This is a genomic window from Patulibacter sp. NPDC049589, assembly GCF_040675535.1.
Classification (GTDB): Bacteria; Actinomycetota; Thermoleophilia; order Solirubrobacterales; family Solirubrobacteraceae; genus Patulibacter.
Genome location: NZ_JBFAPC010000039.1, coordinates 24,835 through 39,220 on the forward strand (window position 1 = coordinate 24,835; position 14,386 = coordinate 39,220).

Genomic DNA, 14,386 nt, shown 5'->3' on the forward strand with positions numbered 1-14,386 from the left:
GACGGTGGCGCGCCCCGGGATCGCGACGGCATGGCGTCGACGCCAGCGCGACGGCCTCCACGCAGGCGCGTCCCGCGATCGGGTCATGGCCCGCCGCAGACCGGGTAGCGACGGATCACACCGACCGATCGGAGACCCCATGACCCCCACCTCCACCAGCACGACCAGCCCCGCACCCGCCTTCCGCGCGGACGAGGCGCTCGCCGACCGCCTCCAGCGCGTGCACGTCGAGCTCATCGACCTGCACCTCCAGGGCAAGCAGGCGCACTGGAACGTCGTCGGCCGCAACTTCCGCGACCTCCACCTGCAGCTCGACGAGCTCGTCGCGGTCGCCCGCGGGTTCTCCGACGACCTCGCGGAGCGGATGCGCGCCCTGTACGTGACGCCCGACGGGCGGCCGGGTACGGTCGCCGAGCAGTCGAGCCTGCCGCCGTTCCCGGCCGGCGAGGTCGACACCGCCGAGACCGTCGACCTCATCACCGGCCGGATCTACGGCGTCTGCAGCACGATCCGCGAGGTCCACGACGACGTCGACGAGGCGGACCCGACGACGGCCGACCAGTTCCACGGGTTCCTGGAGCGGTTCGAGCAGCTCGCCTGGATGGTCTCGGCCGAGAACCGCGTGGCGGACCGCACCGACCCGCGGCCGATCCACGAGTAGCCGGGCCGCGTGCCGACCACGGACGACCGACCGCTCCCTCCCGGGCCCGCCGCTGAGGGCCGGGTCTGCGAGGCCACCGGCGCGCGACCGTCGCCTCCAGGAACGGGCCGACGCCCGTCCCCCGGAGCTCCTGCGCGACCGCCTCGACGCGGTCGTCCTCCGCCGCCATCACGAGGTCGAAGTCCTCGCTCGCGAAGACCCGGGCCAGCTCGTGGCCGATGCCCGCCGTCGCGCCCGTCACCACCGCGAGGCGCCGCATGCCCCCGGTCCCGCCGTCGTGCTCCTGGTCAAGGGCGTCGTCCATCTGACGCACCATCGCGTCGGACATGGTGGCGCGCGGCGGGGGAAGTTCCTCGTCACGTCGTCGGTCGCCGGCCTGCTGCCGGGCCCGTACTACGCAACGTACGCGGCGTCGACGTCCTTCGTGCAGTCCTTCTCCGAGGCGTTGCGCCACGAGCTCGAGGTCACGGGAGTGGCCGTCACCGCCCTGCAGCCGGGGCCCGTCGACACGAGTTCTTCGACCGCGCCGACATGGACGGCACCCAGGCCGCCAAGGGCCCGAAGAGCGACCCCGCGGATGTCGCGAAGGCCGGCTACGACGCTGCAGAACGGTGACGACCACGTGGTGGTCGGTGCCGGCGGCACGCTGCTGAGCCTCGCCTCGAAGGTCCTCCCCGACCCGCTGAAGGCGGAGCTCCACGGGTCGATGGGCAAGCCGGGCGACGACGCCTGAGGACGACCCGGCCCGCCGGGGCCGGGCCGGCTCGCCTCGGGGCCCCGCGCCCGGCGCCCGCGGCGGCCGGGTACGCGGGGTCGTCGGCTCAGGCGGCCAGCGAGGCCGGCTCGTCGGACGCACCGACGTACTCGCTCATCCGCTCGATCGCGCCGCTGATGATGCGGGAGACCTGCATCTGCGACACGCCGATCTCCTCGGCGATCTCGCGCTGCAGGCGCTCCTCGTTGAAGCGCATGTCGAGGACACGCCGCTCGCGGGCGGTCAGCGCCGTCATCGCCTCCTGCAGCGTCACCTCGGCCTCGACCTGTTCGTATCCCGGCTCGGGCGACCCGTGGACCTCGGCGAGGTTGCGAGCCTCGCCCGCCGGCGCGTCCATCGAGAGCGCGCGGTAGGACTGGCCGGCCGATCGGGCCTCGCGGATGTCCGTCACGGTCGTCTGCAGCTCGTCGGCGAGGTCGTCGTCGGTGGGCTCGCGGCCCGTGTCGGCGACGACGGCCCTGCGGGCGCTCTGGACCTTGGCGTCGAGCTCCTGCAGCGACCGGGGGACGTGGACGGCCCAGGTGTGGTCGCGGAAGTGCCGGCGGATCTCGCCCTGGATGTTCGGCGCCGCGAACGACACGAACCGGTGCCCGGCCTCGAGGTCGAAGCGGTCGATGGCCTTGACCAGGCCGATCGTCCCGGCCTGGACCAGGTCCTCCATCTCCTCGCCACGGCCGGAGTACTTCCGGGCCATGGACTTCACCAGCGGCATGCACCGCTCGGCGAGCTCCTCGCGGGCGAACAGGTCGCCGTCGCGGTGGTAGCGGGCGAGCAGCTCCATGTCGATCTGCTCACGTCGGGAAACCTCATGCAGCATGAATGCACCTTTGATCAGGCGGTTCTCATTCCGGGCGGCCCGCTGGTGACGATCTCTTCGACGTCACCCATGGCACCGCGCCTGCTGTATCTGCGTCAGCGACCTTCGCCGGGAAGACTCCCGGAGGCGATGACCGTGGAGCGCGGTCCCGGGGGGACGGGACGTCGTTCCATCGATCTCGCGCCTGCGACTGTCGCTGCGCACCCTCCACATAACCACATCGCGCGTGCGCCTTGCAAGCACGTTCCGGCGCCTTGGACGCCGGGCCGGGCGACCCCGCCGATCGTCGTCCACGAGGGTGCATCCATCCGGGCATCCCGGTCGTTCTCACCATGAAGGGCCTGCCACGGCCGGGGCGCCCAACGCCTGTCGCCGTCGCCGTCGGGCCCGCCATGCGACAGGATCGGGGCCGTGACCGACACGCAGCGATGGCTCGAGCGCGTGGACGTCCGGCCGGAGGCGACGCCGCCCGCGCTCGCCGGCCTCGTCCGCGGGATCTCCGCGGTGCCGGCCGACGAGCTCACCCGCAACGACCCGGCGGCGACGGTCGTCGCCGCGCGCCAGGCCGCGGTGCTCGTCCTCCTCGCCACCGACGGGCCGCACGGCCCCGACGTCCTGCTGCAGCAGCGGGCCGGGACGATGCGGACGCACGCCGGGGAGGTCTCGTTCCCCGGCGGCTCGCGGGAGTCCGTGGACCGGGGTCCCGTGGACACGGCGCTCCGCGAGGCCGTCGAGGAGACCGGCCTGGGTCCCGCGGGGGTCGACGCGCTGGCCGTCCTCCCCCGCGTCCACATCCCGCCGTCGCGGTTCGACGTCACCGCGGTGCTCGCCCACTGGCGGGTGCCGTCGCCGGTGCTGGCGGTCGACGCGCGCGAGACGGAGCGCGTCATGCGCGTCCCGCTGGCCACCCTCGCCGAGCCCGCGCACCGGTTCCAGGCCACCATCGACGTCCGCTGGCGAGGCCCCGCGTTCACCGTCGACGGCGCCGTGGTCTGGGGCTTCACGGGCGAGATCCTCGCCGCGATCCTCCGGCTCGGCGGCTGGGAGCGGCCCTGGGACTCCGGGACCGTCGTCGAGCTCGACACGCTGTGACCCCGCGCCGCGATCCCCTCCCGACCCACGTCCCGCGGACCGTCGCCGTCGTCCTCGCGGCCGGCGAGGGGCGGCGCTTCGGCGGTCCCAAGCAGCTCGCCCCGCTGCACGACCGCCCCCTGCTGCGCCACGCGCTGGACGCCGTCCTGGGGTGCGACGCGGTCGACGCCGTGGTGGTCGTCCTGGGCGCGCGCCACGAGGAGGTCCGCGCGGGCGTCGACCTCACCGGCGTGCGCGTCGTGATCAACGATGCGTGGGCGTCCGGGCCGACGGGCTCGCTGCGCGCGGGGGTGCGGGCCGCGCGCGACGACGGGGCCGGGACGATCGTCGTGACCCTCGGGGACCAGCCGCTGCTGCGATCCGCCGACGTCGCCCGGGTGCTCGCCGTCCCGGCCGACGCGGCCCGCGCCGTGCACGACGGGCGGCCGGGCCATCCCGTCGTCGTCCGCGGGGCCCTCGTGACGCCGTTCGTCGACGCCACCGGGGACGACGAGCGCCGCGCGCTCCTGCGCGCCGTCGCCGTCCCGGTCGAGGTCGACGGCGGCCCGGACGTCGACACGCCGGCCGACCTCGACCGCGTCCGAGCCGTCGGCTGACGGGATCCCGTCGCCCGGTCGACCGAGGCCCCGGGGCGGATGCGTCGGCGGCGCCGCCGCATCCGTGCGTCCCGGCCGGCCCGAGGGCGAACGCCGCCGGCCCGGCCCTACTTGTGCGTCATCGCGAGCACCCCGACGACGATCGCCGCCAGGCAGACCAGCCCGCACGCGACGACCACCGCGCCGTTGAGGAGCACCGCGCCGGTGCGGCCGTCGCCACGGGCGGCGTCGAGCGCCTCGGCGTGCAGCACGCCGATGCCGAAGACGGCGGTGACGCCGACGCCGCCGCAGAGCGCGATCAGCGCGATCTTCCAGAGGGCGTCGAGGTCCACGACGGAGGCGAGCGGGGGCATCAGGCGGCGCTCCCGGCCGGGGTCGGCACCGGCGTCCGGGGCCGCACTCCCCCGTCGTCGGCGGACCCGACGGTGTCGGAGGCGTCGACCGCGGACTTGCGCTGCACGGTGATGAAGAGCGCGAGGGCGGCGGCGCCGGAGAGGATCGCCATCACCACCGAGCCGCTCGACCCCGAGCCGATCGCGTCCGATGCCTGCCAGATCATCGCGGCGACGAGCCCGGCGGCCGGGATCGTGAAGACCCAGGCCAGGACCATCGTGCCGAACAGGCTCCAGCGAACCTCGGAGAGCCGCTTGCCGATCCCGACCCCGAGCACGCCGCCGGACACGACGTGCGTCGTGGAGAGCGGGTACCCGAAGGACGTGGAGCCGAGGATCACGCTCGTGCTGGAGGACTCGGCGACGAAGCCCTGCGGCGCCTCGATCTCCGTCAGGCGCGTGCCGAGGGTGCGGATGATGCGCCAACCGCCGATCGCCGTCCCGGAGGCGATCGCCATGGCGGCGACGAGCTTCACCCAGACCGGGATCGTGTCGGCGTTCTCCAGCGTCCCGTGCGCGACAAGGGCCAGGGTGATGACGCCCATCGTCTTCTGCGCGTCGTTGGTGCCGTGCGCCAGCGAGACCAGCGACGCGGACGCCAGCTGGCCGACGCGGTAGGCGCCCTTGCTGCGGTCCGTCGGTCCCCCGGGCCGCAGCCGGTAGGCGACGAACGTGCCGAGCGCCGCGACGAATCCGCAGACGAGCGGCGCGAGGATCGCGGGGATCAGGACCTTCTCGAGCAGCCCGTCGCCCTTGATCGCCCCGGTGCCGTGCGCGATCAGGACGGCGCCGACGATCCCGCCGATCAGCGCGTGGCTGGAGCTCGACGGCAGGGACATCGCCCAGGTGACGAGGTTCCAGAGCATCGCGCCGGCCAGCGCGGCGAAGATCAGCGCCATCCCGCCGTCACCCTTGATGACGGTGTTGTCGACGATCCCCTCGGCGATCGTCGCCGCGACCTTGACGGACAGGAACGCCCCGACGAGGTTCAGGACGGCCGACAGCACCACCGCCTTGCGCGGACTGAGCGCGCGGGTGGCGATGGAGGTCGCCATCGCGTTGGCGGTGTCGTGGAAGCCGTTGGTGAAGTCGAACGACACCGCCGCCACGACGACCACCACGAGCAGGACATCGGATCCCATGGGCGGCCGGGTACCCTCGGTCCGCGGGCCGCACGACCGCTTCACCGACGTTTCACGACGATGGCGCGGGACCGCTCGTGACGCGCCGCGCGCGCCATCCGATCACCCGGGGCGGCCGATGCCGCCCCCCGGAGGCCGGGCCCGGGGAGGGACCGACGACCGCGACGACCCACCGCCACCCGGGTCAGGCCGGCGGATCGACCCGGCCCACCGCGATCCCCTCGAGCGGGCGCCGCTCGAAGCGGTAGTCCGTCTCGTCCTCCCACCGCTCGAGGATCTCCGCCTCGCCCGTCCGGACGATGTCGTCGAGCACCACGATCCCGCCGGGGTCGAGCGCCGGCAGTGCCGCGGGGAGCGCCGGGTAGCGCGCCAGCGCGGCGTCGGACCGGAACGCGGGAGGCCCGTCGACGATCAGGACGTCGACCGGCGGCCCGTCCATCGCGGTCGCGAACGCGGCGGCGTCGTACCAGGGGAGCCGGCCGCGACCGAGCGGATGGGGCGCGAGCGGGGCGACCACGACGCGGGCGATCGACGCGAGTCCCTCGGCCGCGAGCCGGTCCCCGACCCACGTCGCCCACTCCGGGTGGTGCTCGACGGCGACGAGCGTGCCGCCGCGGTCCTGCTCGCGCAGCAGCCGCGCGAGCAGCAGCGTGCTGGTCCCCGACCCGAGCTCGAGGACGCGGCGGCGTCCGGCGAGGACGATCTCGTTGCAGAGCGTGACGAGCCCCGAGGCCCGCATCGCGCCGGAGCTCCACGGCAGGTAGCCGCCCTCGTCCAGCAGCGGGCGGAGAACCTGCAGGGCGATGAGGTCGTGCGAGGTCCACTCGACCGTGCCCTGGTCCTGCGTCATGCGGGCACCGCGGCCGACGCGGCGAGGAGGTCGTCGCCGTCGGGCGACGCCCGCCCGGAGAGGTCGCGGTATGCGGCGGCGTAGTCGGCGGCGACCCGCTCGATCGCGAACCGGCGGGCGTAGCGGCGCGCGCCCACGAGATCGGTGCTCCGCCGTCCGGCGAGGACCTCGCGGATCGCACCGGCGAGCGCCGCGGGATCGCCGGGCGGGACGACGATGCCGCGTCCGTCGGCCAGCGTCTCGGGGAGCCCGTCGACGTCGGTGCCGATCACCGGGACGCCGCGGGCCATCCCGAGGACCGCGGTCTGCGACCACGACTCGTCGCGCGACGGCACGACCAGCACGGAGGCGCCGGAGATCGTGGCGCTCGGGCGGGCCTGCCAGCCCCGGAAGGTCACGCGCCCGGCGATCCCGAGCGCGGCGGCCTGTGCCTCCAGCGCCGGGCGCATCACGCCCTCGCCGAGCACCAGCGCGGGCGGGGCGTCCGGCAGCAGGGCCAGGGCGTCGAGCAGGACGTCGGGGCCCTTCTCCGGGTGCAGGCGTCCGGCGAAGACGATCCGCGGCGACGGCAGCGCCGGATCGCCGGGGCCGTCGAGGTCGGCGACCGGCGAGATCCCGGCGCACATCCGGCGCGGGTCCAGTCCGGCCGCGAGGATCGCCGCGCGGGCGGCCGGCCCGTGGGCGTAGAACCGGTCGACGCGGCGCAGCCCCGTGGCGAGCGACACGCCGGGGTCGCCCGTCGGCCAGCGCAACGCGTTGTGCTCACTGGCCACCAGCGGCACGCCGCCCGGCAGCGCGCCCGCGGCGGCCCACCACGCGCCGAACATGTGGGCGTGGACGACCTCCGCGCCCCGCAGCCGCGGCCGCAGCCAGTCGGCGAACCCCGGGTCGGCCCGCCACTGCAGGTCGCCGGACGCGCCGTAGACCTCGACGTCGACGCCCATCCGCTCGGCCAGCGACAGGCCCTCCGGTGACGCCCACCCGACGAGCACCCGCGACCGGATCCCCAGCGGCTGCAGGCCCCGCACGGCCCGCAGGGCGGAGAGCTGCGCGCCGCCGGGCTCGAGCTTCGCGAGGACGCGGACGACGGACGTCAGCGGCCGGGGCCGGCGGCCCGCCCGGGGCGCCGGAGCGACGCGCCGGGGGACGACGGCGACCCGGGTGGCCGTCTGCGGGCGGCCGACCGTCGCGGGCCCCGATCCCGGACTCCGCTGCGGAGACGTCGGGCGGAGGGAACCGCGGATATCGGGCATCCCCCGACGATACTCGCCGGTCGGGCCGATCCTGTGTCCATCCGGGACACGGTGACGCGGAGATCATGGACCGTCGGTCGCGCGGCGCCCCGCGCGGAGCGTCGTCCCGCCGCCGCGGCCGGTCGTGTCGCGCCATCGCGGCCCGGCCGCGTCCGCCCCGCTACCCCTCGACCGGCGCGGCCGCCCCGTCGATCAGCGCGAGCAGCGCGTCGGCCGCCGGCGTCGGCCGCCGGTCCCGCCGGACGGCCACCGCGGTCCGGTGCTGCAGCGTCGCGTCGGCGAACGGCACGACCGCGACCTCGGGCCCCGGGGCACGGGCGTCGGATCGCGGGAGGACGCCGACCGCGAGGCCGTTGGCGACCACCGACCGGGCGCGCTGGGCGTCGGCGATGTCGAACGCGACCCGGAGCACCACGCCGGCCGTGAAGGCCCGCTCCTCCAGCTGCCGGCGGATCGTCGCGCCGCGGTGGAACGTGACGATCCGGTGGCGGGCGAGCTCGACGATCGAGACGTCGCGGCCGTCCGCGAGCTCGTGGCCGACCGGGACGATCACGACGAGGGGCTCGACGGCGACGGTGCGGACCTCGAGCGTCCCGGACTCGGCGGAGGAACCCTCCGCGACGAGGGCGACGTCGAGGGTCCCCGCGTCCAGCATCGCAAGGAGCTCGACGGTCAGGTCCTCCCGCACGTCGAGCTCGACGCCCGGATGCGCACGGGCGAAGCGGGCCAGCAGCGCGGCGACGTCGACCGCACCGGGCGTCCGCGTCACGCCGACGACGACGCGCCCGGAGCGCACGCCTCGCAGCGCGTCCAGCTCGTCGCCGAGCGCGTCGACCTCGCGGAGGATCCGCCGGGCGCCGACCATCGTCGTCCGGCCGGCGTCGGTCATCCGGACGCTGCGCGTCGAGCGCTCGACCAGCGCGACGCCGACCTGGACCTCGAGCCGCTTGATCTGCTGCGACAGCGCCGGCTGGGCGATCCCGAGCCGCCGGGCCGCCCGGGTGAAGTGCTCCTCCTCGCCCAGCACGACGAGGTAGCGCAGCTGCCGCAGATCCATACACACGACTTATAACCGACACCGTCAGATGACCTTGGACTTCTGAGCGCCGCCGCGGGATGGTCGCACCATGCCGACGAGCAGAGACCCCGCATCCGCGAAGACCGTCGAGGGGCCCGCCGCGGCCGTGGCCGACGTCCCGGCCGGGGCGTCGATCGCGGTCGGCGGGTTCGGGCTGTCGGGCAACCCGGAGACCGCGATCCAGGCGCTGCGCGACCTGGGCGTCGGTGACCTGACCGTCGTCTCCAACAACTGCGGCGTCGACGACTTCGGCCTCGGGATCCTCCTCGCCAACCGGCAGGTCCGGAAGATGGTCTCCTCGTACGTCGGCGAGAACAAGATCTTCGAGCAGCAGTTCCTCTCCGGAGAGCTGGAGGTCGAGCTCGTCCCGCAGGGCACCCTCGCCGAGCGCCTCCGCGCCGGCGGCGCCGGGATCCCCGCGTTCTACACCCCCGCCGGCGTCGGGACCCCGATCGCCGACGGCAAGGAGACCCGCGAGATCGACGGCCGCGAGTACCTGCTCGAACACGGCATCACGACCGACTTCGCGATCGTCCGCGCGTGGAAGGGCGACACCGCCGGCAACCTCGTCTACCGCAAGACCGCGCGGAACTTCAACCCGCTCGTCGCGACCGCCGGGCGCATCACGATCGCCGAGGTCGAGGAGCTCGTGCCCGTCGGCGAGCTCGATCCCGACCACGTCCACACCCCGGGCATCTACGTCCAGCGGATCTTCCGCAGCCCCGGCCTGGAGAAGCGCATCGAACGACGCACCGTCCGGGAGGTCGCCGCATGAGCACCCCGACCACCCTCACGCCCCGGCAGCGGATCATCGCCCGCGCCGCCCTGGAGATCCAGAGCGACACCTACGTCAACCTCGGGATCGGCCTGCCGACGCTCCTGGCCGACGTCGCCACCGACCGCGCGAACGTGCTGCTGCAGTCCGAGAACGGCCTCCTCGGCATCGGCCCCTACCCCACCGAGGACGCGCTCGACGCGGACCTCATCAACGCCGGAAAGGAGACCGTCACCGCCGTCCCGGGCGCGTCGTTCTTCGACAGCGCCGAATCGTTCGCGATGATCCGCGGCGGCCACATCGACCTCGCGATCCTCGGCGGCATGGAGGTCTCCCAGACCGGCGATCTCGCCAACTGGACGATCCCGGGCAAGATGATCAAGGGCATGGGCGGCGCCATGGATCTCGTCCAGGGCGCCAAGCGCACGATCGTGATCATGGAGCACGTCACGCGCGCCGGAGAGCCCCGCATCAAGCGCGAGTGCGACCTGCCGCTGACCGGCAAGGGCGTCGTCGACCGCCTCGTCACCGACCTCGCCGTCTTCGACATCGACCGCGACGGCCTCGTCCTGGTCGAGGCCCTGGGCGGCACCCCGATCGACGAGATCCGCGCGAAGACGGGCGCCCCGTTCGAGGTGACGCGGGCGGCGCTCGGGTCCGCGGTGGCGTAGGACGATCGGCGCGGATCGCGGTCGACGACCGGTCGTCGGGACCGAGGCCGGCGTGACCGACGCGCTGCTGCCCAGCCCGGTCCGACGGGCCGGCCGGGCCGGGGGGCTACCGTCCCGGCATGCAGATCGGCATCGACAGCTTCGTCTCGACCGTCACGGATCCCGAGACCGGGGTCGTCCACACGCCGGTCCAGCGCGTCGCGCACCTGCTGGAGGAGATCGAGCAGGCCGACCGCTCCGGGGTCGACACGTTCGGCATCGGCGAGCACCACCGGCGCGAGTTCCTCGACTCCGCGCCGCCGATGCTCCTGGCCGCGGCGGCGGCGCGGACGTCGCGGATCCGGCTCAACAGCGCGGTCACCGTCCTCAGCGCCGCGGACCCGGTGCGGGTCTTCCAGCAGTTCGCCACGCTCGACCTGATCAGCGGCGGGCGAGCGGAGCTCGTCGTCGGCCGCGGGTCGTTCACCGAGGCGTTCCCGCTGTTCGGGCTGCCGCTCGAGGCCTACGACGAGCTGTTCGCCGAGAAGCTCGACCTGCTGCTGCGGATCCGCGCGGACGAGACCGTGCAGTGGACCGGGAAGCACCGCCCCGCGCTGACCGGGCAGGGCGTCTACCCGCGGCCGGTCCAGGACCCGCTGCCGGTGTGGGTCGGCGTCGGCGGCAGCCCCGAGTCGTTCGTCCGCGCCGGCACGCTGGGCCTGCCCCTGATGGTCGCGATCATCGGCGGCGAGCCGCGGCGCTTCCGGCCCCTGGTCGACCTCTACCGCGAGGCGGCGCGCCGCGCTGGCCACGCGCCCGAGAGCCTGCGGATCTCCGTCCACGTCCCCGGCCTGGTGGCCGAGACGACGGAGGAGGCCGCGACGCTGTTCTTCCCCGGCTACCAGCAGATGTTCGGGCGCATCGGCCGTGAGCGCGGGTTCCCGCCTCCGACCCGCCAGAGCTACGACGCGCAGCGCGGCCCGACGGGCGCGCTGTTCCTCGGCGACCCTCGGACGATCGCGGACAAGATCGTCGGCATGTCCGAGGCCCTCGGCGGCATCGACCGCGTGACGCTGCAGATGACCAACGAGCGGCTCGCCCACCACGCGATGCTGCGGGCGGTCGACCTGCTGGGGACCGAGGTCAAGCCGCTGGTGGCGGAGTCGCTCGCCGCGCGCGGTGCGGCGGCGACGGAGTCCTGACGCGACCGGACCCCGGCTCCCGCCCCGCGGGACGGACGCGCACCGCCGCGCCGACCTCAGCTGGAAGAGCGCCTGCAGGCATGTAGGAGGGCGACCGCCCGTGGCCTCACCGCCGCGCGGCCAGCACCTCGCCCGCCAGCGCCCGCAGCCGCTCGCGCCGCCGCGGGACCCCAGGCGCGACCGGGTCGGCGGCCGGCGTCACGGGCGACGCGAGCCGGCCGTCGTTCCAGTCCTCGATCAGCGCCGCGACGGTGTCCTGCGAGCAGCCCTTGTTCGTGCCGATGAAGCCCGACGGGCCGCGCTTGATCCAGCCGACGACGTACGTGCCCGCGTGGGGCTCGGCGGTCGCCGGGTCGACGACCCGCCCCGCGGCGTTCGGCACGACGCCGCGCGCCGCGTCGTAGGGCAGGTCGCCGACGGGCAGGCCGCGGTAGCCGATCGACGTGACGATCAGACCGGCGTCCAGGCGCTCCAGCTCGCCGGTGCCGACGAGCACGTCGTCGGGCCCGAGGGCGGTGCGCTCGACCTCGAGCGCGGAGACCGCACCCTCGCCGGACGGCGCGGCGTCGAGACCGGACCCGCCGTCGCCGGCGTCGCGTGTCCCGTCCCCCACCACCCGGACCGGCGACCGCAGCCACCGCAGCGAGATCCGACGTTCACCGGCCGCCGGGGCAGGCAGGTCGCGCAGCAGGTCGAGCTTCGGATGGCCGGCGGCGACGTCCGCCAGCTCGGCGTCCGGCACGTCGAGCGCGACGCCGGGCGTCGACCGCAGGCCGACGAGCTCGGGCAGCGTGAACGCCGAGGTCTCGGGGCCGCGACGCGCGACCACGACGACCTCCTCGATCCGGCTGGAGCGGAGGGCCTGAAGCGCGGCGGGCGCGATCTCGCTGCCGTCCAGCGCGTCGGGGTCCATCGTCAGGACGCGGGCGACGTCGAGGGCGACGTTGCCGTTGCCGATCACGATCGCGCGGCGGTGCGAGAGGTCGACCGTCCGCTCGGCGTGGTCGGGGTGGCCGTTGTACCAGCCGACCAGCTCGGTGGCCGAGAGCACGCCGGGCAGCTCGGCGCCGGGGACCTCGAGCCGGCGGTCCGACGCCGCACCGACCGCGTAGATCACCGCGTGGTGGCCCTCGAGCAGCTGCTCGTGCGTGACGTCGCGGCCGATCTCCACGCCCAGGTGCATGGTCAGGCGCGGGGCGGTCGAGATCCGCTCCATCTGTCGGCTGACACGGCGTGTGCGGCGGTGGTCGGGGGCGACTCCCGAGCGCACGAGGCCGAAGGGCTGCTGCAGCCGCTCGTAGACGTCGACCTGCGCGCCGGGGACGGTCAGGAGCTCCTCGGCCGCGTACATCGCCGCCGGGCCGGAGCCGACGATCGCCACGCGCAGCGCCTCGCCGCGGTCGCGGACGACCAGCCGGGGGCGCATCGGCGCCATGACCGGCCGGGCCTTCGGGACCGCGTGGTACTCCGCGTTGATGCCGGCGAACACGCGCTCCGCCTCCGTCAGCTGCGTGTGCGGCTTGATCGCGTCCACCGGGCACGCGGTGATGCACGCGCCGCAGTCCACGCAGCTCGTCGGGTCGACGTGCAGCATCTCCGCGAGCTCGAACGCCGGGTCGTCCGGCGTCGGCTGGATGCAGTTGACGGGGCAGGCGTAGACGCACGACCCGTCGCCGACGCAGGACTGCGTGACGACGTGGGGCATCAGGCGACCAGGGTCGCGCGGCGGTCGGGCTCGCCGCGGTAGTTGGACGGCTCGCCGTCGATGCCCATGCGCTTCCACATGCGCTTGGCCATCGGCGTCATCAGGCCGACGTCGGTGCAGAGGCGGCGCATGTCGCCGAAGTACGACGCCATGACGGAGCGCGCGTGCGGGCTCTGCCAGAACGCCTCGCGGAAGACGTCGTCCGGGATGTCGAAGCGCTTCTTGATCGACTTCGGCGTGGTCATGATCTCGCCGGCGAGCCAGCGCATGATGACCGGGAACGCGACCGCCAGGAGGTGCTTCTGGATCCGCCCGAGGCGCGGGACGCGCAGGCGCAGGAACTCGTCCGCGAAGGAGATGTGGCGGGCCTCCTCCGCGATGTGGATCTCCATCGTCCGGAGCATCGCCGGGGGCAGGTCGACGCCCTCCCGCAGCATGGCCTTCTGGTAGTGGTCGATGGGCTCCTCGCCGGCGAGGATGCCGACCATCAGGACGACCGGGAGATAGCCGCCGGCCACACCGATCAGCGGCGTGGCGGCCTTGAACAGCGGGCGCATCCCGGGGACGTCGGTGCCGGAGCGGTTGACCAGCTCCTGGAACATCTGGATGTGGTTGCACTCCTCCGTCATCTCGTGCATGCAGTACCGGAACTCCGCGGAGCCGTTGGGCAGGCTCATCGCGTAGTGCATGAGGCCGCGGATGAGGATCGACTCGAACGCGCCGCCGACCTTGATCGCGTTGACCATGCGCCAGCGGCCGATCTCGATCTGCCGCTCGCGCGGCTGCGACTGGTACCAGGCGGTCCCGCCGAGCGGGTCGAGCTGCGGGGAGAGGATCCAGCGCGGGTCGTTCTGGTCGACCTGCATCTCCGGGGCGTCCCAGGCGATGTCCTCGTAGGGGTCGAAGTGCACGTGCACCGACCCCTCCGAGAGCGTCTGGAGCATCGTCTCGTAGGCCTCGTCGTGGGTGCGGCTGCGCGTGGCGGTGGGGGTGCTCATCTGCTGCTCCCTGCTCGGTGAACGGTGTCGCGGAGGTGGCCCGGGACGCTCGCGGGGAGCGACGCCGGATCACCTGACTACGGAACCGTAGCGTAGCGGAACTACGGATCCGTAGCCACCTCGACGGGCGCATCCGCGATGTCGCGAAACGCCGCTTTTCTGGATCGATTCCAGAAAATGTGGGAGACTCCGCCGCGTGCCGACGACCGACGATCTCGAACGCCTGCTGCGCGGGGCCTCCCTGCGCGTCACGCGTCCGCGGGTCGCGGTGCTGGCGGCGGTGCACGAGCACCCGCACGCCGACACGAACGCGCTCTTCGCCCGCGTCCGCGAGGACCTCGGCGAGGTCTCCCACCAGGCCGTCTACGACGTCCTGCGGGCCCTCACCACCGCCCGCCTC

Annotated in this window: 15 protein-coding genes and 2 pseudogenes; 8 read left to right on the top strand and 9 right to left on the bottom strand. The window is 74.3% G+C overall.

Annotated features, from left to right (window positions below; translation table 11 throughout):
- Window positions 1-139 precede the first annotated feature (139 nt).
- Window positions 140-661 (top strand): DNA starvation/stationary phase protection protein, encoded by a 522-nt coding sequence (locus AB0L40_RS09800; protein ID WP_364352844.1) that lies wholly within the window; start codon window positions 140-142, stop codon window positions 659-661.
- 127 nt (window positions 662-788) lie between these two features.
- Here AB0L40_RS09800 and AB0L40_RS09805 read toward each other — a convergent pair.
- Window positions 789-989 (bottom strand): annotated as a pseudogene (locus AB0L40_RS09805) (SDR family NAD(P)-dependent oxidoreductase); the annotation flags it as partial.
- Between AB0L40_RS09805 and AB0L40_RS09810 the strand changes: the two are divergent.
- A complete protein-coding gene (locus AB0L40_RS09810) occupies window positions 939-1,394 on the top strand; it encodes an SDR family NAD(P)-dependent oxidoreductase (RefSeq protein ID WP_364352847.1) in 456 nt (151 codons plus the stop codon). The pseudogene AB0L40_RS09805 and the gene AB0L40_RS09810 overlap by 51 nt on opposite strands.
- Window positions 1,395-1,482: 88 nt before the next feature.
- Here AB0L40_RS09810 and AB0L40_RS09815 read toward each other — a convergent pair whose 3' ends face one another.
- Window positions 1,483-2,253, bottom strand: coding sequence for a SigB/SigF/SigG family RNA polymerase sigma factor (locus AB0L40_RS09815; protein WP_364352850.1), 771 nt, complete (start codon window positions 2,251-2,253; stop codon window positions 1,483-1,485).
- 411 nt (window positions 2,254-2,664) lie between these two features.
- On the opposite strand from AB0L40_RS09815, the gene AB0L40_RS09820 reads away from it, so the two are divergent.
- Together AB0L40_RS09820 and AB0L40_RS09825 are read left to right on the top strand one after the other, a co-directional pair.
- Entirely contained in the window at window positions 2,665-3,345 is a 681-nt protein-coding gene (locus AB0L40_RS09820; protein WP_364352853.1) for a CoA pyrophosphatase, read from the top strand.
- Window positions 3,342-3,941 (top strand): nucleotidyltransferase family protein, encoded by a 600-nt coding sequence (locus tag AB0L40_RS09825; RefSeq protein WP_364352856.1) that lies wholly within the window; start codon window positions 3,342-3,344, stop codon window positions 3,939-3,941. The genes AB0L40_RS09820 and AB0L40_RS09825 overlap by 4 nt, the downstream gene beginning before the upstream one ends.
- Window positions 3,942-4,048: 107 nt before the next feature.
- Here AB0L40_RS09825 and AB0L40_RS09830 read toward each other — a convergent pair whose 3' ends face one another.
- The 5 genes from AB0L40_RS09830 to AB0L40_RS09850 all read right to left on the bottom strand — a co-directional run bounded on the left by AB0L40_RS09830 (window position 4,049) and on the right by AB0L40_RS09850 (window position 8,635).
- Window positions 4,049-4,294: a hypothetical protein gene (locus AB0L40_RS09830; protein ID WP_364352859.1), complete on the bottom strand. Its 246-nt coding sequence runs from the start codon at window positions 4,292-4,294 to the stop codon at window positions 4,049-4,051.
- Window positions 4,294-5,475: an inorganic phosphate transporter gene (locus tag AB0L40_RS09835; protein ID WP_364352862.1), complete on the bottom strand. Its 1,182-nt coding sequence runs from the start codon at window positions 5,473-5,475 to the stop codon at window positions 4,294-4,296. Before AB0L40_RS09835 ends, AB0L40_RS09830 begins: the two co-directional genes overlap by 1 nt.
- 184 nt (window positions 5,476-5,659) lie before the next feature.
- Window positions 5,660-6,325: a class I SAM-dependent methyltransferase gene (locus AB0L40_RS09840; protein WP_364352865.1), complete on the bottom strand. Its 666-nt coding sequence runs from the start codon at window positions 6,323-6,325 to the stop codon at window positions 5,660-5,662.
- Entirely contained in the window at window positions 6,322-7,578 is a 1,257-nt protein-coding gene (locus AB0L40_RS09845; protein ID WP_364352868.1) for a glycosyltransferase, read from the bottom strand. Before AB0L40_RS09845 ends, AB0L40_RS09840 begins: the two co-directional genes overlap by 4 nt.
- A gap of 160 nt (window positions 7,579-7,738) precedes the next feature.
- Window positions 7,739-8,635, bottom strand: coding sequence for a LysR family transcriptional regulator (locus AB0L40_RS09850; protein ID WP_364352871.1), 897 nt, complete (start codon window positions 8,633-8,635; stop codon window positions 7,739-7,741).
- Window positions 8,636-8,705: 70 nt separating this feature from the next.
- Between AB0L40_RS09850 and AB0L40_RS09855 the strand changes: the two genes are divergently transcribed.
- The 3 genes from AB0L40_RS09855 (at window position 8,706) to AB0L40_RS09865 (ending at window position 11,283) form a co-directional block, all read left to right on the top strand.
- Window positions 8,706-9,431 (top strand): CoA transferase subunit A, encoded by a 726-nt coding sequence (locus AB0L40_RS09855; protein WP_364352874.1) that lies wholly within the window; start codon window positions 8,706-8,708, stop codon window positions 9,429-9,431.
- Window positions 9,428-10,102 (top strand): 3-oxoacid CoA-transferase subunit B, encoded by a 675-nt coding sequence (locus AB0L40_RS09860; protein WP_364352877.1) that lies wholly within the window; start codon window positions 9,428-9,430, stop codon window positions 10,100-10,102. The genes AB0L40_RS09855 and AB0L40_RS09860 overlap by 4 nt, the downstream gene beginning before the upstream one ends.
- A 119-nt stretch (window positions 10,103-10,221) precedes the next feature.
- Window positions 10,222-11,283: an LLM class flavin-dependent oxidoreductase gene (locus AB0L40_RS09865; RefSeq protein ID WP_364352880.1), complete on the top strand. Its 1,062-nt coding sequence runs from the start codon at window positions 10,222-10,224 to the stop codon at window positions 11,281-11,283.
- A 106-nt stretch (window positions 11,284-11,389) separates the two neighbouring features.
- On the opposite strand, the gene AB0L40_RS09870 is transcribed toward AB0L40_RS09865, so the two are convergent.
- Entirely contained in the window at window positions 11,390-12,988 is a 1,599-nt protein-coding gene (locus AB0L40_RS09870) for a 4Fe-4S binding protein (protein WP_364352883.1), read from the bottom strand.
- Window positions 12,988-13,986, bottom strand: a complete 999-nt coding sequence (locus AB0L40_RS09875; protein ID WP_364352886.1) for a diiron oxygenase — start codon at window positions 13,984-13,986, stop codon at window positions 12,988-12,990. Before AB0L40_RS09875 ends, AB0L40_RS09870 begins: the two co-directional genes overlap by 1 nt.
- 196 nt (window positions 13,987-14,182) lie before the next feature.
- Between AB0L40_RS09875 and AB0L40_RS09880 the strand changes: the two are divergent.
- Window positions 14,183-14,386: pseudogene (locus AB0L40_RS09880) on the top strand (transcriptional repressor); the annotation flags it as partial.

Bases quoted from the DNA above. Each gene is read 5' to 3' on its own strand.
- AB0L40_RS09800 (WP_364352844.1), top strand. From the start codon at position 140: ATGACCCCCACCTCCACCAGCACGACCAGCCCCGCACCCGCCTTCCGC.
- AB0L40_RS09815 (WP_364352850.1), bottom strand. From the start codon at position 2,253: ATGCTGCATGAGGTTTCCCGACGTGAGCAGATCGACATGGAGCTGCTC.
- AB0L40_RS09830 (WP_364352859.1), bottom strand. From the start codon at position 4,294: ATGCCCCCGCTCGCCTCCGTCGTGGACCTCGACGCCCTCTGGAAGATC.
- AB0L40_RS09835 (WP_364352862.1), bottom strand. From the start codon at position 5,475: ATGGGATCCGATGTCCTGCTCGTGGTGGTCGTCGTGGCGGCGGTGTCG.
- AB0L40_RS09840 (WP_364352865.1), bottom strand. From the start codon at position 6,325: ATGACGCAGGACCAGGGCACGGTCGAGTGGACCTCGCACGACCTCATC.
- AB0L40_RS09845 (WP_364352868.1), bottom strand. From the start codon at position 7,578: ATGCCCGATATCCGCGGTTCCCTCCGCCCGACGTCTCCGCAGCGGAGT.
- AB0L40_RS09850 (WP_364352871.1), bottom strand. From the start codon at position 8,635: ATGGATCTGCGGCAGCTGCGCTACCTCGTCGTGCTGGGCGAGGAGGAG.
- AB0L40_RS09855 (WP_364352874.1), top strand. From the start codon at position 8,706: ATGCCGACGAGCAGAGACCCCGCATCCGCGAAGACCGTCGAGGGGCCC.
- AB0L40_RS09860 (WP_364352877.1), top strand. From the start codon at position 9,428: ATGAGCACCCCGACCACCCTCACGCCCCGGCAGCGGATCATCGCCCGC.
- AB0L40_RS09865 (WP_364352880.1), top strand. From the start codon at position 10,222: ATGCAGATCGGCATCGACAGCTTCGTCTCGACCGTCACGGATCCCGAG.
- AB0L40_RS09870 (WP_364352883.1), bottom strand. From the start codon at position 12,988: ATGCCCCACGTCGTCACGCAGTCCTGCGTCGGCGACGGGTCGTGCGTC.
- AB0L40_RS09875 (WP_364352886.1), bottom strand. From the start codon at position 13,986: ATGAGCACCCCCACCGCCACGCGCAGCCGCACCCACGACGAGGCCTAC.